19 protein-coding genes are annotated in these 18,752 nt (G+C 61.9%); 13 read left to right on the top strand and 6 right to left on the bottom strand.

Features of this window, described 5'->3' with window-relative positions:
* Positions 1–29 precede the first annotated feature (29 nt).
* Positions 30–1,919 (bottom strand): DNA topoisomerase IV subunit B, encoded by a 1,890-nt coding sequence (gene parE / locus DWU99_RS01445; RefSeq protein WP_115476222.1) that lies wholly within the window; start codon positions 1,917–1,919, stop codon positions 30–32.
* 90 nt (positions 1,920–2,009) lie between these two features.
* Complete coding sequence (locus DWU99_RS01450; protein WP_115476223.1) at positions 2,010–3,809, bottom strand: aminopeptidase P family protein; 1,800 nt, start codon at positions 3,807–3,809, stop codon at positions 2,010–2,012.
* Positions 3,810–4,049: 240 nt separating this feature from the next.
* Here DWU99_RS01450 and cyoA point away from each other — a divergent pair, with 240 nt between their 5' ends.
* The 9 genes from cyoA (at position 4,050) to truD (ending at position 13,595) form a co-directional block, all read left to right on the top strand.
* On the top strand, positions 4,050–4,979 hold the full coding sequence (gene cyoA, locus DWU99_RS01455; RefSeq protein ID WP_199535663.1) for a ubiquinol oxidase subunit II: 930 nt from the start codon (positions 4,050–4,052) through the stop codon (positions 4,977–4,979).
* Positions 4,980–4,982: 3 nt separating this feature from the next.
* Complete coding sequence (cyoB, locus tag DWU99_RS01460) at positions 4,983–6,998, top strand: cytochrome o ubiquinol oxidase subunit I (RefSeq protein ID WP_115476224.1); 2,016 nt, start codon at positions 4,983–4,985, stop codon at positions 6,996–6,998.
* Between the two features lie 3 nt (positions 6,999–7,001).
* Positions 7,002–7,631, top strand: coding sequence for a cytochrome o ubiquinol oxidase subunit III (gene cyoC / locus DWU99_RS01465; protein ID WP_115476225.1), 630 nt, complete (start codon positions 7,002–7,004; stop codon positions 7,629–7,631).
* Positions 7,631–8,008 (top strand): cytochrome o ubiquinol oxidase subunit IV, encoded by a 378-nt coding sequence (cyoD, locus tag DWU99_RS01470; RefSeq protein WP_115476226.1) that lies wholly within the window; start codon positions 7,631–7,633, stop codon positions 8,006–8,008. Before cyoC ends, cyoD begins: the two co-directional genes overlap by 1 nt.
* Before the next feature lie 237 nt (positions 8,009–8,245).
* Positions 8,246–9,916 (top strand): CTP synthase, encoded by a 1,671-nt coding sequence (gene pyrG, locus DWU99_RS01475; protein ID WP_115476227.1) that lies wholly within the window; start codon positions 8,246–8,248, stop codon positions 9,914–9,916.
* Positions 9,913–10,746, top strand: coding sequence for a 3-deoxy-8-phosphooctulonate synthase (gene kdsA, locus DWU99_RS01480; protein ID WP_115476228.1), 834 nt, complete (start codon positions 9,913–9,915; stop codon positions 10,744–10,746). The genes pyrG and kdsA overlap by 4 nt, the downstream gene beginning before the upstream one ends.
* Before the next feature lie 57 nt (positions 10,747–10,803).
* Positions 10,804–12,102 carry a phosphopyruvate hydratase gene (gene eno / locus DWU99_RS01485; protein WP_115476229.1) on the top strand — a complete coding sequence of 433 codons (1,299 nt, stop codon included), beginning with the start codon at positions 10,804–10,806 and terminating at the stop codon, positions 12,100–12,102.
* A gap of 18 nt (positions 12,103–12,120) precedes the next feature.
* A complete protein-coding gene (gene ftsB, locus DWU99_RS01490) occupies positions 12,121–12,450 on the top strand; it encodes a cell division protein FtsB (protein WP_115476230.1) in 330 nt (109 codons plus the stop codon).
* Positions 12,451–12,581: 131 nt separating this feature from the next.
* Entirely contained in the window at positions 12,582–13,595 is a 1,014-nt protein-coding gene (truD, locus tag DWU99_RS01495; protein WP_115476231.1) for a tRNA pseudouridine(13) synthase TruD, read from the top strand.
* 101 nt (positions 13,596–13,696) lie between these two features.
* Here the strand turns inward: truD and DWU99_RS01500 are convergent, their stop codons facing one another.
* Together DWU99_RS01500 and DWU99_RS01505 are read right to left on the bottom strand one after the other, a co-directional pair.
* Positions 13,697–14,119 carry a hypothetical protein gene (locus tag DWU99_RS01500; protein ID WP_115476232.1) on the bottom strand — a complete coding sequence of 141 codons (423 nt, stop codon included), beginning with the start codon at positions 14,117–14,119 and terminating at the stop codon, positions 13,697–13,699.
* Between the two features lie 130 nt (positions 14,120–14,249).
* On the bottom strand, positions 14,250–14,807 hold the full coding sequence (locus tag DWU99_RS01505; protein WP_115476233.1) for a Smr/MutS family protein: 558 nt from the start codon (positions 14,805–14,807) through the stop codon (positions 14,250–14,252).
* A 164-nt stretch (positions 14,808–14,971) separates the two neighbouring features.
* Between DWU99_RS01505 and surE the strand changes: the two genes are divergently transcribed.
* Genes surE through DWU99_RS01525 form a run of 4 tightly spaced genes read left to right on the top strand, consistent with a single transcriptional unit; the run spans position 14,972 to position 18,030 of the window.
* Positions 14,972–15,763: a 5'/3'-nucleotidase SurE gene (gene surE / locus DWU99_RS01510; protein WP_115476234.1), complete on the top strand. Its 792-nt coding sequence runs from the start codon at positions 14,972–14,974 to the stop codon at positions 15,761–15,763.
* The gene (locus tag DWU99_RS01515; RefSeq protein WP_199535664.1) at positions 15,747–16,460 is read left to right on the top strand and encodes a protein-L-isoaspartate(D-aspartate) O-methyltransferase; all 714 of its coding nucleotides are present in this window, start codon (positions 15,747–15,749) and stop codon (positions 16,458–16,460) included. Before surE ends, DWU99_RS01515 begins: the two co-directional genes overlap by 17 nt.
* Complete coding sequence (locus DWU99_RS01520) at positions 16,460–17,068, top strand: YqaA family protein (protein ID WP_115476236.1); 609 nt, start codon at positions 16,460–16,462, stop codon at positions 17,066–17,068. Before DWU99_RS01515 ends, DWU99_RS01520 begins: the two co-directional genes overlap by 1 nt.
* Positions 17,069–17,121: 53 nt before the next feature.
* Positions 17,122–18,030: a peptidoglycan DD-metalloendopeptidase family protein gene (locus DWU99_RS01525; RefSeq protein ID WP_115476237.1), complete on the top strand. Its 909-nt coding sequence runs from the start codon at positions 17,122–17,124 to the stop codon at positions 18,028–18,030.
* 6 nt (positions 18,031–18,036) lie between these two features.
* On the opposite strand, the gene DWU99_RS01530 is transcribed toward DWU99_RS01525, so the two are convergent.
* A complete protein-coding gene (locus tag DWU99_RS01530) occupies positions 18,037–18,414 on the bottom strand; it encodes an Mth938-like domain-containing protein (RefSeq protein WP_115476238.1) in 378 nt (125 codons plus the stop codon).
* A gap of 9 nt (positions 18,415–18,423) precedes the next feature.
* The gene (gene yhbY, locus DWU99_RS01535; protein WP_115476239.1) at positions 18,424–18,720 is read right to left on the bottom strand and encodes a ribosome assembly RNA-binding protein YhbY; all 297 of its coding nucleotides are present in this window, start codon (positions 18,718–18,720) and stop codon (positions 18,424–18,426) included.
* Positions 18,721–18,752: the final 32 nt, after the last annotated feature.

Consider the following 18,752-nt stretch of genomic DNA (forward strand, 5'->3'; position numbering starts at 1 on the left):
GACGATCCGTTGGAGTTCGCTTTCGCTTCTCAGACCTCGAGCGTAGCCAGGTCGCCTTTCTCTTCCAGCCAGTTCTTGCGGTCCGAAGCGCGCTTTTTGGCCAGCAGCATGTCCATCAGCTTGGCCGTGCCGTCGTTATCTTCCACAGTGAGCTGCACCAGACGACGTGTATCCGGATAGATGGTCGACTCGCGCAACTGCGAGGGGTTCATTTCACCCAAACCCTTGAAGCGCGTTACCGTGACTTGCCCCTTGATCTTTTCGCGCTCGATGCGTTGAAGCATCGCTGCTTTTTCGTTCTCGTCGAGGCAGTAGAACACTTGCTTGCCTACGTCGACGCGGAACAGCGGCGGCATGGCGACGAAGACGTGCCCTTCGCGCACCAGCGACGGGAAATGACGCAGGAAAAGCGCGCTCAGCAAGGTGGCGATGTGCAGGCCGTCGGAGTCTGCGTCCGCAAGAATGACGACCTTGCCGTAACGCAGGCCGCTCAGATCGTCCTTGCCCGGATCGCAGCCGATCGCCACGGCCAGATTGTGCACTTCCTCCGAGGCGAGCACCGACGTGGATTCCACTTCCCACGTGTTGAGGATCTTGCCGCGCAGGGGAAGGATCGCCTGGAACTCCTTGTCTCGTGCCTGCTTGGCGCTACCGCCCGCCGAATCGCCTTCGACCAGGAAAAGCTCGGTGCGCGTGAGATCGGTTGCCGTGCAGTCGGCAAGCTTGCCGGGCAGGGCGGGACCTTGCGTGATCTTCTTGCGGACGACTTGCTTGGCGGCCTTGAGGCGGGCGCTGGCGCGTTCGATCGCCAGCTGCGCGATGCGCTCGCCGAGATCGACATGCTGGTTGAGCCACAGGCTGAAGGCATCGTGCACCACGCTTTCCACCAGCGCGGCGGCGTTGCGCGACGACAACCGCTCCTTCGTCTGACCCGCGAATTGCGGGTCCTGCAATTTCGCGGAGAGCACGAAAGCGAGCCGCTCCCATACGTCTTCCGGCGCAAGCTTCACGCCGCGAGGAAGCAGATTGCGGATGTCGCAGAATTCGCGCACCGCATTGGTGAGGCCCGTGCGCAAACCGTTGACGTGCGTACCGCCCTGCACGGTCGGGATCAGGTTGACGTAGCTCTCCTGCACCAGTTCGCCTTCCGGCAGCCAGGTGAATGCGGCATCGAGGCCTTCCGTGTCGCGAGCGACGTGATGCACGAACAGGTCGGCAGGCAGGCATTCCGCGCCGTCGAGTTCGCCGCGCAGGTAATCGCGCAGGCCGTCTTCGTAATACCATTCGCTGACTTCGCCGGTGGCTTCGTCGACCAGCTTTACATTGAGTCCGGCGCAGAGCACCGCTTTCGCGCGCAGCAGATGCTTGAGCTTGGGCAGCGAGATCTTTGGTGAATCGAAATATTTCGGGTCGGCCCAGAAGCGCACCGTGGTACCGGTCTTCTTTTTCGGTACGGTGCCGAGGGTTTCCAGCGGGCTCGCGCGATCGCCGTTGGCGAATGTCATGCGATATTCGTTGCCGTCGCGGCGGATGGTCACTTCCACCTTGTTCGACAACGCATTCACCACCGACACGCCCACACCGTGCAGGCCGCCGGAGAAGTTGTAGTTCTTGCCGGAGAATTTGCCGCCCGCATGCAGGCGGGTCAGGATCAGTTCGACACCCGGAATGCCTTCCTCCGGATGGATGTCCACCGGCATGCCGCGCCCATCGTCGGTGACTTCCACCGAGCCATCAGCGTGGACGACCACTTCGATGGATTTCGCGTGGCCGGCCAGCGCCTCGTCCACCGAGTTGTCGACGACTTCCTGCACCAGGTGGTTCGGGCGCGTAGTGTCGGTGTACATGCCCGGGCGGCGCTTGACGGGGTCAAGACCGGAGAGGACTTCGATATCGGCGGCGTTGTAGCGACTGCTCATGCGGAGATGCGGACTTCCATGGAAGTTAAGCGCGGGAGGATGGTTGGCGGCTCGATGGAGGTCAAGAGTGTGCTCGCCATCCTCGTCGATTCAAAGCGGTGCGCAATGTTTTTCCAGCCAGGCCAGATCGGCATCTTCCAGCAGCGGCGCAAGCGCCGCGCGCACGGAAGCATGGTAATCGTCCAGCCAGGCGCGTTCTTCGGGATTGAGCAGTCCGGGTTCCAGCGCACGCCGGTCGAAGGGGCAGAGGGTCAGTGTTTCGAAAGCGTAGAACTCGCCGAATTCGCTCTGTTCGGCCTCGACCACGACCGCGAGATTTTCGTGACGGATACCGTGACGAGCCGGCTTGTACAGTCCGGGCTCGATCGAACTGATCATGCCCGGCTCCAGCGCCACCAGCGCGCCGCCCGAGATCGGCGGGCGAATGCCGTGGGGGCCTTCGTGCACATTGAGGAAGTAGCCTACGCCGTGACCGGTGCCATGGCCGTAATCCATGCCGGAGGCCCAGAGCGGCGCGCGAGCCAGTGCGTCGAGCTGCGGACCGCTGGCCCCTTTCGGGAAGCGTGCCCGCGACAGCGCGATCATGCCTTTCATGACCAGGGTAGCGTCGCGTCGCTGCTCGGCCGTGGTCGGACCCAGCGCCAGCACACGGGTGATATCTGTCGTGCCGCCCAGGTATTGCCCGCCGGAGTCGACCAGCAGCAAGCCGTGACGCTGCAAGGTGTTATGCGACTCTTGCGTGGCGCGGTAATGCGGCAGGGCACCGTTTTCCATATAGCCGGCAATCGTGGAGAAACTTTCGCCAACGAAATTCGGCTGCGCGGAGCGTTCCTCGCGCAGCAAGGTGTCCACATCCAGTTCGGTTTGCGTCATGCCCGCGGCGAGGCGCTCCTCCAGGCGGCGGAACGCGCGCACCAGCGCGACGCCGTCGCGACGCATGACTTCGCGAATGTGGCTCAGTTCGGTCGTGCTCTTGCACGCCTTGAACGCCGTGGACGGATTGGCGCCTTCGATGCGTTTCGCCGACGCTCCCACGGTCTCCAGCACGGAGCCGACGACGCGGCCGGGATCGAACAGCAATGTGTCGTTGGCGCCGAGTTCTCCCAGCACAGTTCCCAGCGTGGCGTAGTTGGCGATGCGGATGCCGTCGCCAGCCAGCGCCGCGACGAGAGTGTCACTGAGCTTGGCGCGATCGACGAACAGCGTGGCATGACCCGCCGTCTCGATCAGCAGGTGTGCCAGGAACACGGGATTGCATTCGACATCGCTGCCCCGAAGATTCGTCAGCCAGGCGATGTCGTCGAGGCTGGAGACGAGATGGTGCGTGGCGTGCTGCTTGCGCAAGGCGCTGCGCAGCTTGTTGAATTTCTCTGCGCGAGGCGTTCCGGCATAGGCAAGCGGGTGCTCGACCACGGGTGCCTTGGGCAGAGCGGGGCGCTCGGGCCAGATGATGCCCGGCAGGTCCAGATCGACGCGCAGCTTCGCACCCACGGCGTCGAGCAGGCGCTCGATCTGCCGTTGCGTGGCCACCGACACGCTATCGCCGGCGACAGCGACGACATCGCCCTGGTGCATGTGCTGCTGCAGCCAGGTCAGATGTTCGGGAGCGTGAGCGACGCGCTGTTTCATCAGCGCGATGCCGCTGCCGGCAAGTTGCTGCTCGGCTTGCGAGAAATAGCGCGAATCGGTCCACAGCCCGGCGTCGGTGGCGGTGACAAGCAAGATGCCGGCGGAACCGGTGAAGCCCGAGAGCCACTCGCGCGCCTGCCAGTGTGCGGGCAGGTATTCCGACAGATGCGGGTCGGCCGTGGGAACGAGACAGGCAGCGACACCATGCTTGACCATGGCCTCGCGCAAGGCGGCAACGCGTGCAGGAATCGGGTGGCTCATTCGCGCATGTTAGCAGGCCGCCGTGTCGCTGCCGCGTGCGCGTGAAAATAAGCGATTTCGCGTTCGAAATCGACGAATTTCGATTCACGCGTTATCGGGTTGCGAATGTCAACAAAGAAATGATAGAGCGCAACGAAAAGCGCGACATTCTGTCCCGGGCTGGTCAATGCTTGCTGCGGCGCGATATTCTATGCAGGTCGTCCCCGCGACAAATCCCATCAGCCTGTCTAAGAGTCGTACGTGAACAAGCGCACCTTTGTGTCCGCTTTGCGCTGGTCGTGCGCAAGCGTCGCCGTGTTTCTCAGCGGCTGCAGTTTGGATGTCCTGGCGCCCGAGGGTGATATCGGAGCGCAGGAAAAGTCTCTGATCCTTATCGCCACAGGACTGATGTTGGTGGTCGTGGTGCCGGTCATCGCGATGACCCTGTTTTTCGCTTGGCGCTACCGCGCGTCCAACACCAAGGCCACGTATGCACCCAAGTGGTCGCATTCGACCGCCATCGAAGCGGTGGTGTGGACCATTCCGTGCATCATCATCGCGATTCTCGCGACGATCACGTGGCGAACCACGCATGCGCTCGATCCGTACAAGCCGCTGCAGTCCCAGGCCAAGCCGATCACCATCCAGGCCGTGGCGATGGATTGGAAGTGGCTCTTCATCTATCCGGACTACGGCGTGGCCAGCGTCAATGAACTCGCGTTCCCGACGAACGTGCCGGTGCATTTCGAAATCACCTCCGATTCGGTGATGAATGCGTTCTTCATTCCGCGACTCGGCAGCCAGATCTATGCGATGGCGGGCATGGACACGCAGCTCAACCTGATCGCGAACGAACCGGGCAGCTACGCCGGCCTGTCGTCGAACTACAGCGGTCAGGGCTTCTCGGACATGCACTTCACAGCGATCGCGACGTCGCAGCAGGGCTTCGCGGATTGGGTCAACAAGGCCAAGGCCAGCTCGGCCAACCTCGACGACCAGGCGTATCACACGCTGACGCAGCCGAGCGAGAAGGTGCCGGTGTCGTACTACACCAACATCAAGCCTGGCTTGTTCGGCAGCATCATCAATCAGTACATGGGCGATATGTCGATGGACAAGATCGGCACGCCGTCGCCTGCGCAAGCGAGTGCCATTCCCTCGCATAACGATCACGCCAAGGCTTCGGAGTAGGCCATGTTCGGAAAACTTTCTCTATCGGCCATTCCTTACAATGAGCCGATCATCATGGGCACCCTGCTTATGGTGTGCCTCGCCGGTGCGGCGTTGCTTGGCTGGGTGACTTACCAGCGCAAGTGGGGCTATCTGTGGACCGAATGGTTCACTTCGGTGGACCACAAGCGTATCGGTGTCATGTACGTCATCATGGCGCTGGTCATGCTACTGCGCGGCTTTGCCGACGCCATCATGATGCGCGCGCAGCAAGCGATTGCGGCGTCCGACGCAGCGGGCTACCTGCCGCCGCATCACTACGACCAGATCTTCTCCGCGCACGGCGTGATCATGATTTTCTTCGTCGCCATGCCGTTCGTGGTGGGGTTGATGAATCTGGTGGTGCCGCTGCAGATCGGCGCGCGCGACGTGGCGTATCCGTTCCTGAACTCGCTCAGCTACTGGCTCACCGCTTCCGGTGTGGTGCTGGTCATGCTGTCGATGTTCGTGGGCGACTTCGCCGCGACCGGCTGGCTGGCCTATCCGCCGCTGTCGGAGCTGAAGTTCAGTCCGACCGTGGGCGTCGATTACTACATATGGGCGTTGCAGCTATCCGGTCTCGGTACAACGCTTAGCGGTATCAACTTCGTCGTCACCATCCTGCGCATGCGTGCGCCCGGCATGACGTTGATGAAGATGCCGGTGTTCACCTGGACGGCGCTGGTCACCAACATCCTGATCGTGGCCGCGTTCCCGGTGTTGACGGTGGCGTTGGCGCTGCTGGCGGCAGACCGTTACCTGGACATGCATTTCTTCACGAACGAGCTCGGCGGCAACGCCATGCTCTACATCAACCTGATCTGGATCTGGGGTCACCCGGAGGTGTACATCCTGATCCTGCCGTGCTTTGGCGTGTTCTCCGAGATCGTGTCCACCTTCTCGGGCAAGCCGTTGTTCGGTTACAAATCGATGGTGTACGCCACGGCGGGCATCGGCGTGCTGTCGTTCGTCGTCTGGTTGCACCACTTCTTCACGATGGGCTCGGGTGCGGACGTCAATGCCTTCTTCGGCATCTCGACGATGATCATTTCCATCCCGACCGGCGTGAAGCTGTTCAACTGGCTGTTCACCATGTATCGCGGCCGTATTCGCTTCACGGTGCCGATGCTGTGGACCGTTGGCTTCATGGTCACCTTTACCATCGGTGGCATGACTGGCGTGCTGATGGCGGTGCCGGGTGCGGACTTCGTGCTGCACAACAGCCTGTTCCTGATCGCGCATTTCCATAACGTGATCATCGGCGGCGTCATCTTCGGTTGCATGGCGGCGATCAACTATTGGTTCCCGAAGGCGTTCGGCTTCAAGCTGGAAGAGCGTTTTGGCCGATACTCGTTCTGGTGCTGGCTGGTCGGCTTCTATATGGCCTTCATGCCGCTGTACGTGCTGGGCCTGATGGGCATGACGCGTCGCATGAACCACTACGCCAATCCGGCGTGGCAGCCATACCTGATCGTGGCCGCCGTCGGCGCCGGCATCATTGCGCTGGGCATTGGCTTCACCATCCTGCAGATTGCGGTGAGTATCCGTAATCGCGCCGAGAACCGCGACCTGACCGGCGATCCGTGGGGTGGCCGTACGCTCGAGTGGTCCACCAGCTCGCCGGCGCCGTTCTATAACTTCGCCGTGGTGCCGCAGATCGAAGAGCTGGACCAGTTCCAGGCCGACAAGGAACACAAGCGCGCCTACAAGCTCCAGTCTCAGTACGCGGATATCCATATGCCGCGCAACACCGGAGTTGGCGTGTTCATGGCCGCGTTCGGCACCGTCCTGGGCTTTGCCATGGTGTGGCATATCTGGTGGCTCGCCATCTTCGGTCTGGTCGGCATGGTTTCTTCGTTCATCAGTCGCGCTTACGACACCGACGTCGATTACTACGTGCCGGGTGCTGAAGTGCTGAAGACCGAGCGTGCACGTCTGGTGCCGCTGCAGAAGTTGGTCGATCACGTGGATCCGGCATCGGCCGGCCAGAAGGTTGCTTAAGCCATGAGCAGTTCCGTTATTACCGCAAATCACGGCGTCGTCGCGCACGGCGACGCCGGTCACCACGAGCATCACGACGACGGATCCAAGACCCTTCTGGGGTTCTGGATCTACCTGATGAGCGACTGCCTGATCTTCTCGGCGCTGTTCGCTTCGTTTGCCGTGCTCTGCAATGCCACGGCCGGCGGCCCGACCAGCAAGGAACTGTTCGAGCTGCCTTACGTGCTGGGTGAAACCATGCTGCTGTTGTTCAGCAGCTTCACGTTCGGCGTGGCGATGCTGAACATGCATGCCGGCAAGCGCAACAAGGTCATCGGCTGGCTGTTTGTGACGTTCCTGTTCGGCCTGGGCTTCATTGCGATGGAAGTCCACGAGTTCGCACACCTCATCCATGAGGGTGCCGGTCCGAGCCGCAGTGCATTCCTGTCGTCGTATTTCGCGCTGGTGGGCACCCACGGCCTGCACGTGAGTGCTGGCCTGATCTGGATCGTGGTGATGATGCACATGGTCGGCAAGTTCGGCCTGAACGACGTCGTGCAGCGCCGCCTGTCCTGCCTCAGCCTGTTCTGGCACTTCCTGGATGTGGTCTGGATCTGCGTGTTCACCATCGTTTACCTGCGGGGAGTGCTCTGATGTCCGCTCATCACAGTCATGCGCACGTTGCGGATCACCAGCACGCCAATCACGGCTCGCTGAAGTCCTACATCGTCGGTTTTGCGCTCTCCATCATCCTGACGTTCATGTCGTTCGGCTGCGTGATGTCGGGTGCGGTGCCGCACGACCTGGTCATGCCGGGCATCATGGTGCTCTGCGTCGCGCAGGTGCTGGTGCAGTTGGTGTTCTTCCTGCATCTGAGCGCCAAGCCGGGCCAGCGAGACAACCTCTCGATCGGCGTGTTCACGGTGCTGATCATCGCGATCGTCGTGGTGGGCTCGCTGTGGGTGATGCACAACATGAACGTCTACATGATGCATCCGGCCACGCAGTCCATGTCGTCCAGCATCGGCTGATGCCGGCTCGCGGTCCCGTCCGCCATGGACGGGACCTTGGCCCCGGTTTGGGGCCCTGTTTTCGGTGGCCAAGCCTGAGATTGCCCTGACACCACCTCGGGCACCCAGCGGACGGAACCTCACGACAACGCCGGATTGTCACGATAACTGAACTTTTTTTCAGACTTCGACGACACAGCATCTCGCGGCTGGAGCGATCTACCGCTAAAATGCTGATTTCCAGCACGGCTGCTTTCCATGACCCCCCTGATTTTCGTCACTGGCGGTGTGGTGTCCTCGCTTGGCAAGGGCATCGCGGCGGCGTCGCTTGCGTCCATTCTCGAGGCCCGCGGCCTCTCGGTCACCATGATGAAGCTCGATCCCTACATCAATGTGGATCCGGGCACCATGAGCCCCTTTCAGCACGGCGAGGTCTATGTGACCGACGACGGCGCGGAAACCGACCTGGACCTGGGCCACTACGAACGCTTCGTTCACACCCGTCTCACCGGCAAGAATTCGATCACCACCGGCAAGATCTACGAATCGGTGATCCGCAAGGAACGCCGCGGCGACTACCTGGGCGCAACCGTTCAGGTCATCCCGCACATCACCGACGAGATCAAGCATTGCATCCACGAGGCCACCCGCGGCTTCGACGTGGCCCTGGTGGAGATCGGCGGCACGGTCGGCGACATCGAGTCCCAGCCGTTCCTGGAGGCCATCCGCCAGCTGCGCATCGAACACGGCCCGGAAAAGTGCCTGTTCATGCACCTTACCCTGGTGCCGTACATCAAGGCGGCCGGCGAGATCAAAACCAAGCCGACCCAGCATTCGGTGAAGGAACTGCGCTCCATCGGTATCCAGCCGGACGTCCTGCTGTGCCGCTGCGAACAGCCGCTGCCGGACGGCGAGCGCCGCAAGATCGCCCTGTTTACCAATGTGCCGGAGCAGGCGGTCATCAGCGCGGCCGACGTGGACATCATCTACAAGCAACCGTTGTGGCTGCACCAGCAGGGGTTGGACGACATCGTCGTCAAGAAGCTGGGCCTCGACGCCAAGCCGGCCGATTTGTCGGGTTGGCAGCGCACGGTGGATGCCGTCGAGCATCCGAAAGACGAAATCACGATCGCCATCGTCGGCAAGTACGTCGAGCACAAGGATGCCTACAAGTCGTTGGGCGAGGCCCTGCGTCATGGCGGCATCAAGCAACAGACACGTGTGAACTTGGAGTGGATCGATTCCGAGCAGATCGAAGCCGACGGTGCGGCCAAGGTGCTTGGCGGCGCTGATGCGATCCTTGTTCCGGGCGGTTTCGGCAAGCGCGGTTTCGAAGGCAAGGTGCTGGCCGCCAGATATGCCCGCGAACATGGCGTGCCGTATTTCGGCATCTGCTACGGCATGCATGCGGCAGTGGTGGATTTCGCCCGCAACGTTGCTGGGCTGACCGACGCCGATTCCAGCGAGAACGACCGCCATACGCCCAACCCGGTCATCGGGCTGATCACGGAGTGGACCACGGCAACCGGCGAAGTCGAGCAGCGCAACGAGCGCTCCGATCTGGGCGGCACCATGCGCCTGGGTGCGCAGGAATGCCGACTCAGGGCCGGCACGCTGGCGCGTCAGTTGTACGGTCAGGACATCGTGCGCGAGCGTCATCGCCATCGCTACGAATTCAACAATCGCTACCGCCAGACGTTCGAAGATCTCGGTTTGGTGATCTCCGGCAAATCGATGGACGACCTGCTGGTGGAAATCGTCGAACTCCCGCTGCAGAAGCATCCGTGGTTCCTCGGTTGCCAGGCGCATCCGGAATTCACCTCCACGCCGCGCGACGGCCATCCGCTGTTCATCGGCTTCGTCCGCGCCGCGCGCGAATACAAGGCGGTGCGCGATGGTCAGAAGTTGGCGAAGGAGTCGGTCGCATGAAGTTATGCGGTTTTGAGGTCGGCCTGGACAAACCGCTGTTCCTGATCGCCGGCCCCTGCGTGGTGGAATCCGAACAACTTCAGATTGACACCGCCGGCACGCTGAAGGAAATCACTACCAAGCTCGGCATCAACTTCATCTTCAAATCCAGCTTCGACAAGGCGAATCGTTCCTCGGGCGGCAGTTTCCGTGGCCCCGGCATGGAAGAAGGTTTGCGCGTGCTGAGTGAAGTAAAGCGCCAGCTCGGCGTGCCGGTGCTCACCGACGTGCACGAGTACACGCCGATGAACGAAGTGGCCGCGGTCGTCGACGTGCTTCAGACGCCTGCGTTTCTCTGCCGCCAGACCGATTTCATCCAGAACGTGGCCCGCGCCGGCAAACCGGTGAACATCAAGAAAGGCCAGTTCCTCGCGCCGTGGGATATGAAGAACGTTGTCGAAAAGGCCAAGGCCGTCGGCAACAGCGACATCATGGTGTGCGAACGCGGTGCCAGCTTCGGCTACAACAATCTGGTGTCGGACATGCGCTCGCTAAGCGCCATGCGAGATACCGGATGCCCGGTCGTGTTCGACGCCACTCACTCGGTGCAACTGCCGGGCGGGCAGGGCACCAGTTCCGGTGGCCAGCGCGAGTACGTACCGGTTCTCGCGCGTGCGGCCGTGGCCGTGGGCGTCGCCGGTCTGTTCGCCGAGACCCATCCGGACCCCAGCAAGGCGCTCAGCGATGGACCGAACGCCTGGCCGCTCGCCAAGATGGAAGCCCTCCTGCAAACCTTGCTGGAACTGGATGCCGTGACCAAGCGCCACGGATTCCTGGAACAGACTGTCTGATGTCGATGCGCGATTGCCGCGCAGCGATGTCTCTTTTTCCTTTGAACTGGATAGGACATGAGCACCCAAATTACCCGCATCCATGCCCGCGAAATTCTCGACTCCCGCGGTAACCCGACGCTTGAAGCCGAAGTGACACTGGCCGATGGCGCATTCGGCCGCGCCGCGGTGCCGAGCGGCGCGTCGACCGGTACGCGCGAGGCGGTGGAGCTGCGCGATGGCGACAAGTCGCGCTATCTGGGCAAGGGTGTAAAAAATGCGGTTGCCAACGTCAACGGTGCGATTGCCGACGCGCTGAAAGGTTTCGACGCCGCCGACCAGAAAGGCCTGGACGCCAAGCTGATCCAGCTGGATGGCACGCCGAACAAAGGTCGCTTGGGCGCCAATGCCTTGCTGGGCGTTTCGATGGCTGCCGCGCATGCTGCCGCTGCGTCGCGCCACGAGCCGCTGTGGAAGTACCTGTCGAACGGCAAGCCGGGTGCGCTGCCCGTGCCGATGATGAACATCATCAACGGCGGTGCGCATGCCGACAACAACGTCGACGTGCAAGAATTCATGGTTCTCCCCGTGGGTCTGCCGAGCTTCGCCGAAGCGCTGCGCGCCGGCACGGAAATCTTCCACGCGCTGAAGAGCGTGCTGAAGGGCAAGGGCCTCAACACCGCCGTCGGCGATGAAGGCGGTTTCGCGCCGAACCTGCGCTCCAACATCGAAGCGCTCGATACGATTCTCGAAGCGGTCAACAAGAGCGGCTACAAGATCGGCAGCGACATTCTGCTTGGCCTCGACGTGGCCAGCTCCGAATTTTTCAAGGACGGCAAGTACGATCTCGAAGGCGAGGGCAAGGTCTACACGCCGGCCCAGTTCGTCGACCTGCTTGCCAGCTGGGCGCAGCAGTATCCGATCGTCACGATCGAAGACGGCATGGCCGAAGGCGACTGGGACGGCTGGAAGCTGCTCACCGACAAGATCGGCAGCAAGGTGCAGTTGGTGGGCGACGACCTGTTCGTGACCAATCCCGCGATCTTCCGCGAGGGCATCGAAAAAAAGATCGCCAACGCGATCCTCATCAAAGTGAACCAGATCGGCACGCTGTCCGAAACGCTGGAAGCCATCGCCATGGCCGATGCGGCCAAGTACGCGGCGATCGTGTCGCACCGTTCGGGCGAAACCGAGGACACCACGATCTCGGACATCGCCGTGGCCACCACCGCCACCCAGATCAAGACGGGTTCGCTGTGCCGCACCGATCGCGTGGCGAAGTACAACCAGCTGCTGCGCATCGAAGAACAGCTGGGTGCCGCAGCGCGCTATGCTGGCCGCAACGCATTCCCGAACTTGGCTCATTTGCCTAGCTAAACGAGGTAAGCCGCGACGATGCTGCGTTGGGTCGCTTTGATCCTCCTGCTTTTGCTGATCGGACTGCAGCTCAAGCTGTGGTCCAATCACGGCGGCATGTCCGAAGTGAACAGCCTGCGCGTCGCCGTGAAAAAGCAGAGCGACGAGAACGACAAGCTGGTCCAGCGCAACCAGGCGCTGGCCGCTGACGTCAACGATCTCAAGCACGGCGAACAGGCGGTCGAGGCGCGTGCGCGCGGCGAGCTGGGCCTGATCAAGCCGGGCGAAACCTTCTATCAGGTCGTCGAAAAGCCTGCCAACGCCGCCAGTGCCGCCGCACCGGCGGCTTCGGGTACCAGCGGCAACTAGGTCGCTTCGGTCGATATTGACTGCCTTCGCTGTTGAAAACCGCTTCGGTGCCAGCCGGAATGTCGGTTTGGCGAGCGTTACCCTCTCCAATAGGTTGTGATTCTCGCAACCGAACGATCAGAATCGCATTCATGACATCCGAATCAGAGCTACCCCGTGCCTACGGTCCGCCGCCGCTGACGGCTGAATTGCGCCGTACGCCCGAAGATTTTCGCGTTGAAGAAATTCTTGGCTACGAAGCCGACGGCGACGGCGAGCACGCGCTTCTCTGGGTGGAAAAGCGCGAAGCGAATACCGATTGGGTCGCGCGCGAGCTGGCGCGCTTCGCGAATGTGTCGCCAGTCAATGTGGGCTATGCCGGCCTCAAGGATCGTCACGCGGTAACCCGGCAAGCTTTTACCGTGCAGCTAGCGGGCAAGCCCGATCCCGACTGGGCCACTTTCCCGCACAGCGAGGTCAAGGTGCTGGCCAGCACGCGGCACAAACGCAAGCTCAAGCGCGGCGCGTTACGCGGCAATCGTTTTGTGCTCGTTCTGCGCGATGTTCGTGGCGATCGTGCACATGCCGAACAAGTGCTGCAGTCGATCGTTACGCGCGGCGTACCCAACTATTTCGGCGAGCAGCGTTTTGGTCGAGAAGGCGGCAATGTCGCGCAAGCCCGTGCGATGTTCGCGGGGCGGCGCGTGGACCGTGACAAGCGGTCCATCCTCCTTTCAGCAGCGCGTTCGCACATCTTCAACAGCGTTCTTGCAGCGCGCGTCGAGCGCGATGTCTGGGACAAACCGCTGGACGGTGAAATCTGGTCGTTGGCCGGCTCTCGCTCGTGGTTTGGACCGGAACCGTTCGACGACGTGCTTGCCGCGCGCCTTGCCCAGGGCGATATCCATCCGTCCGGACCGCTGTGGGGGCAGGGCGAATCACCTGCCGCCGGTGCAGTGGGCGAACTGGAACGCGAAGTTTCCGCCGCATTCAGCGATCTGGCCGATGGTCTTGTTGCAGCGCGCATGGATCAGGAGCGGCGCCCTTTGCGCCTGCTTCCAAAGGAATTGCGCTGGCGCTGGCTCGACGACGAAACGCTCGAACTAGGTTTCGAATTACCTGCGGGAGCCTACGCCACTGTCGTGGCGCGTGAATTGATCGCGTAAATATTCACGCTTTCGCCGCAGGCGCATACATCCACAGCGTAAGTAAAGCGCGCGCGACACGATGACGCGTGGATTCAAACCCGCAATCTATCCGGCTTGACTTAGTTTGACGACGTTGAACGCACCAAAGTCGCAATATCATTGATCAGCGCGCCATGCGTGGCGGGCTGTTCGTTGTTGGGGTCGTTGTTGCTTTTGAATGGCCGGCTACGCGGCAGCCAATACGGCGCTGTCACATAGAACGGGATGCGATGGAATGCCTCTGTTGTGGACACCGGCGTCAGGGCGAGATGGATGTTGGCAGGACCCGTGAACCGATCTGCTGAGCCAGGGATCGGCGAGCTGCTTTTCCAGTCATTGGCTTGGACTGGATTTGTGCCCCACGCACCAGATGTACCCGTGATGGATAGCACAGGCATGCCAGCCAGCTTCGGCAATGGCGTGGCGACATTCTGTGCGCCAATTTGAGACGACAGCGCCAGTCCAAAAACAAACCAAGCGGTGGCGATGACTTTGTTTTTCATCGGTACACTCCTTTGCAATTCCAATGGTTGTTCCGGCACGACGGCTTGCCTGCATCCGCCGCCTGACGGCCAAGGCTAGCAAAAGACCGCGTGGGTGGTGGTCACCGCCGACGGATCATAGGGGCATTGTTCATAGACGCGCTTTCGATTTCAGCAATACGACCACCGCCCCAGTCCCGCCCTGCATCGGTCGCGCCGAGGCAAAGGCGATGACATCATCCCGGCGGCGCAACAGGCGATCGGTAAGCACTTTCAGCACCGGCCCGGCGGCCTTGGAGCGCAACCCCTTGCCGTGCACGATGCGGACGCAATGCAGATCGCGCGTGGATGCTTGGGCCAGGAAATCGGCGATGGTTGCCTGCGCGGCGGCGGCGTTCATCTGGTGCAGATCGATCTCATCCTGCACGCTGTACTGGCCGCGTTTGAGCTGGCGCAGCAGCTTCGGCGAATAGCCGTCGCGGAGGTAGCTGAGTTCCTCGCCGACCTCCATGAGGCCGGGATCGAAAGCCATGTTCAAAAGCTCGCGCGGAACGGCTGCCTCGTCGGCCTCGAGCATGTGAGGATGAGGTTCCGGCTTGGGGCCGGCTGGCGGCGGTGCGACCGGATCCATACGGCGGACCTCGCCGATGGCCTCGCGAAACAGTCGGCTGTCGTCTTCGTTGACAGTGGCGGGCGTGCGGCGCTTCATGGAATTCATCCTAACGAATGAGAGACTGTTGCGGCGAGGTTTCAGCCTGAAATCGCGGCCGCGGCGGTGAAACCGGCGGGCCGCTCGGTTAGACTCCAGAGTTCAGGGAGCGTGCGATGAAGCCTCCGGGCCGCACACCGTAAAACAGCTTTGAACGGATCACGATGCGAGTTCTTGTCAGCAACGACGATGGCGTGGATGCACCGGGCATCCGCGTGCTTGCCGAGCGCCTTGGTGCGGTCGGCCAGGTCACGGTGGTGGCCCCGGACCGCGACCGCTCGGGCGCGAGCAATTCATTGACGCTCGATGCGCCCATCCGCGCCCTGCGCATGGAGAACGGTTATTACCGCGTAGCGGGCACGCCCACGGACTGCGTACACCTTGCGCTGGCCGGCATGATCGACCACGAGCCGGATATCGTCGTTTCGGGCATCAACAATTCCGCCAACCTTGGCGACGACGTGATCTATTCCGGTACGGTTTCAGCGGCGATGGAAGGCCGATTTCTGGGGCTGCCGGCGATTGCCGTATCGCTGGTGAGCAAGGATCACCAGGGCGAACATTACGAGTCCGCCGCCAAGGCCGTGTTGCTGCTGATGGAACGCCTGCTGGTCGATCCACTGCCGGCCGACACCATCCTCAACGTCAACGTACCGGATCGCCCGTGGGATGAAATCCGCGGTTTCGAGGTAACCCGGCTGGGCAAGCGGCATCGTTCCGCGCCGTGCATCAAGCAGACCGATCCGCGCGGCAAGACCATCTGGTGGATCGGCCCCGCGGGCGATGTCGACGACGCAGGCCCCGGCACCGACTTCCACGCCGTGCAGCGCGGCTATGTGTCGGTCACGCCGATTCACGTGGATCTCACGCGTTTCCAGGCGTTGGAGAAGGTGAGCAGTTGGGTGCATGCCTTGACCGACGGCATGGCCGACAAAACCGATGGCAAGGCAGCGTGAGGTGACCGTGCATCCCCTGCCTCCATCCGCACTCAAAGGCGAAGGCATGACATCGCAGCGTGCGCGCGATCGTCTCGTCGCCAAGCTCAAGGAAGAGGGCATCCACGACAAGCGCGTGCTCGATGTCATTCGCAATCTTCCGCGTCATCATTTCATCGACCAGGCGCTGCACTCGCGTGCCTACGAGAACACCGCGCTGCCGATCGGCCACGGTCAGACGATCTCGCAACCCTGGGTCGTGGCGCGCATGACCGAGGCCTTGCTGGAACCGTTCGACCAGAAAGACGGGCGGCCAAAGAAAGTGCTGGAAATCGGTACCGGCTCCGGTTACCAGGCCGTTGTGCTCGCCAGCCTGGTTCCACAGGTTTTCACGGTCGAGCGCATCGAGGAACTGCTGCGCCAGGCGCGCCGCCGCTTCCGCCAGCTCGGCATCGAGAACATTCGTTCGCGCCATGACGACGGCAAGCTGGGATGGGCCGTCGAGGCACCGTTCGATGCAATCATCCTCACCGCTGCCGGCGATGCGATTCCCACCCAGATACTCGATCAACTGAGTCCCGATGGCGTGCTGGTCGCACCCGTCGGTTCCCCGAGCAGTCAAACCTTGATCCGCATGCGCGGAGACGGCAAAGGCGATTTTGTGCAAGAAGAACTGGCTGCAGTGAGTTTCGTACCTTTGCTGGGTGGCATCGGCTGATGCGTCTTTTTGGAAAGCTTTACGCGCGCGTTCTGGTCTGGGCGCGCGATCCCAGAGCGGTTCATTACCTTTGCGGTCTGAGCTTCGTCGAAGCCTTCATCTTTCCGGTCATGCCGGAGGTGATGTTGGCGCCGATGATGCTGGGCAAGCGGCACCGCGCGTTCTTCTACGCCAACATCAGTTTGCTGTTTTCGCTTCTTGGATCATTGGTCGGTTATGCGCTGGGGCATTGGGCGTTTCATGCTCTGACGCCGTTGCTGCAGTCGTTGCATCTTTACGACCCTATCCAGCGTGGCGTGGACAGCCTGCGTTCGCAGATGAACGAGCATTGGCTGGAGCTGCTGCTGGTGCTGATGCTTGCGGCACTGCAGCCGGTGGTGCCGATGAAGTTTGTGACCTGGGCATCGGGCATTGTCGGCGTGCCCATCATGCCGTTCCTGGTTTGCATTCTGCTTGGCCGCGGCAAGCGCGTTTGGCTGCTCGCGCTATTGATCCGTCTGTTCGGCGAGCGTGCCGAGCGGATGCTCCACAAGCATATCGAATGGATTGGTTGGGCTGCGCTGGTGGTGCTGGCGGCACTCGCGGCTTGGTGGGTGCTGAAGCATTAACGCGCGGCAATCTTTTCCGATGGGGTCGTATGAAAACTCCGCGTGACCCCGTTATGCTCCAGCGCATGAAAGGATTGATGCGATGGTCCGTACTTGCCACTACTGCACTCCTCATGACCGCCTGCAGCACGGTCGTGGTCCAGCCGCCGCCCGGCGGATCCGCGACGCCCGAGTCGCCTGTGCCGAATGCAAGCGCCGTGGGTACCTACACGGTCGTCAAGGGTGACACGCTTTATTCCATCGCCTTTCGCAATGGCACGGACTTTCGCGATCTGGCGCGGGTGAACGGTATTTCCGCGCCGTATACGATCTGGCCTGGCCAAGTACTCAAATTACCGGGTCATGGCGCAGCAGTTCCTACGCGCGCACCTGCGACCGTGGTGGTCGCCAAAGCGCCACCTCCCGCACCGAATACCGGTCCCCAAACGGGTGGACCTGCGTTGCCGCCACCTGCGCATACGGCGACGACGTCACCTGCCACCGTGGCAACAGCTCCCGTCCCGTCATCGATGGCCGTCGCGACGACCAACGTGCCACCGCCGACCCCCATTGCAACCCCCGTTGTCGCAAGCGGCGGCACTCGCACGGCAGGTGGCGTGAAATGGCGCTGGCCGGCATCAGGGCAGGTTGTCGGTCGCTTCCAGGCCAGTGCGGCAATTCCGGGGGTCGACATTGCCGGCAAGGAAGGCGACCCGGTGGTCGCTGCAGCGGACGGCGTCGTCGTCTACAGCGGCAATGGCCTGGTCGGCTACGGCGAACTCGTCATCATCAAGCACAACGACAGTTTCCTGTCTGCTTACGGCCACAACCGCAAACGCCTGGTCACGGAAGGCCAGCAGGTGAAGGCCGGCCAGGAGATCGCCGAGATGGGCTCCAGCAGCAGTTCGCGCGACGAGTTGGAATTTCAGATCCGCAAGGATGGCAGCCCGGTCGATCCGCTGGATTACCTGCCTTCGCGCTAAGCCTTCTTATCCGCCTGGAAGAATGAAGGCGACGACGACCCGACGTCCTTCGGCGGCAAGCAGGTCGTAGGTGCGCGCGGCGGCGGCATTGTCCATCACTTCGATGCCCACGCCTCGGCGCAGAAAACCTGCAAGAAAAGACGCCGGCGGAAACTGCTGGCGTGCACCGGTGCCGAGCAAAACCAGTTCGGGTTTCAGTTCAAGAATGCCTTCGACATGGCTCTCGTCGAGCGCGAGCGCGCTTGAAACAGGCCATTGCTCGATGGCGCGATCAGGCGCCAGCACGAAGCTGTCGCTCAACTCGCGGTCCACGACTGTTACGGCATGGGGTGTGACACGGCGGACGAACAGGAATCCCTCCGGCCGATCCAGCGACAAATCCATGATGCGTCCTTACCGGGGCAGGGCGAGCCGCGGATCGTCTTCGTTGCGCCGGAACAGCACCACGATATGACCGATCTGTTGCACGTTTTCGGCGCCGGTGCCGTCGATCAGGGTGTCGATCTGCGCATCGCGTTCGTCCTTGTCGCCGCCTGAAAGCTTCACTTTCACCAGCTCGTGGTGAGACAGCGCAAGGTCGAGTTCCTTCACCACCGCCTCGGTTGCACCCTTGGCTCCGAGCAAGATCACCGGATGAAGATCGTGGGCGAGGCTGCGCAGATAGCGCCGCTGGGAAGGGGAAATTGCCATTCGTTCAGTCTCGGATTCGCGACGAGGGGATC

Source organism: Dyella psychrodurans (assembly GCF_003363265.1).
Classification (GTDB): Bacteria; Pseudomonadota; Gammaproteobacteria; order Xanthomonadales; family Rhodanobacteraceae; genus Dyella_B; species Dyella_B psychrodurans.

Coding starts and splice junctions, on each gene's coding strand:
- kdsA (WP_115476228.1), top strand. CDS start 9,913: ATGAAGTTATGCGGTTTTGAGGTCGGCCTGGACAAACCGCTGTTCCTG.
- DWU99_RS01525 (WP_115476237.1), top strand. CDS start 17,122: ATGCTCCAGCGCATGAAAGGATTGATGCGATGGTCCGTACTTGCCACT.
- eno (WP_115476229.1), top strand. CDS start 10,804: ATGAGCACCCAAATTACCCGCATCCATGCCCGCGAAATTCTCGACTCC.
- DWU99_RS01520 (WP_115476236.1), top strand. CDS start 16,460: ATGCGTCTTTTTGGAAAGCTTTACGCGCGCGTTCTGGTCTGGGCGCGC.
- DWU99_RS01515 (WP_199535664.1), top strand. CDS start 15,747: ATGGCAAGGCAGCGTGAGGTGACCGTGCATCCCCTGCCTCCATCCGCA.
- parE (WP_115476222.1), bottom strand. CDS start 1,919: ATGAGCAGTCGCTACAACGCCGCCGATATCGAAGTCCTCTCCGGTCTT.
- DWU99_RS01450 (WP_115476223.1), bottom strand. CDS start 3,809: ATGAGCCACCCGATTCCTGCACGCGTTGCCGCCTTGCGCGAGGCCATG.
- surE (WP_115476234.1), top strand. CDS start 14,972: ATGCGAGTTCTTGTCAGCAACGACGATGGCGTGGATGCACCGGGCATC.
- cyoC (WP_115476225.1), top strand. CDS start 7,002: ATGAGCAGTTCCGTTATTACCGCAAATCACGGCGTCGTCGCGCACGGC.
- ftsB (WP_115476230.1), top strand. CDS start 12,121: ATGCTGCGTTGGGTCGCTTTGATCCTCCTGCTTTTGCTGATCGGACTG.
- DWU99_RS01530 (WP_115476238.1), bottom strand. CDS start 18,414: ATGGATTTGTCGCTGGATCGGCCGGAGGGATTCCTGTTCGTCCGCCGT.
- DWU99_RS01500 (WP_115476232.1), bottom strand. CDS start 14,119: ATGAAAAACAAAGTCATCGCCACCGCTTGGTTTGTTTTTGGACTGGCG.
- DWU99_RS01505 (WP_115476233.1), bottom strand. CDS start 14,807: ATGAAGCGCCGCACGCCCGCCACTGTCAACGAAGACGACAGCCGACTG.
- cyoD (WP_115476226.1), top strand. CDS start 7,631: ATGTCCGCTCATCACAGTCATGCGCACGTTGCGGATCACCAGCACGCC.
- yhbY (WP_115476239.1), bottom strand. CDS start 18,720: ATGGCAATTTCCCCTTCCCAGCGGCGCTATCTGCGCAGCCTCGCCCAC.
- truD (WP_115476231.1), top strand. CDS start 12,582: ATGACATCCGAATCAGAGCTACCCCGTGCCTACGGTCCGCCGCCGCTG.
- pyrG (WP_115476227.1), top strand. CDS start 8,246: ATGACCCCCCTGATTTTCGTCACTGGCGGTGTGGTGTCCTCGCTTGGC.
- cyoB (WP_115476224.1), top strand. CDS start 4,983: ATGTTCGGAAAACTTTCTCTATCGGCCATTCCTTACAATGAGCCGATC.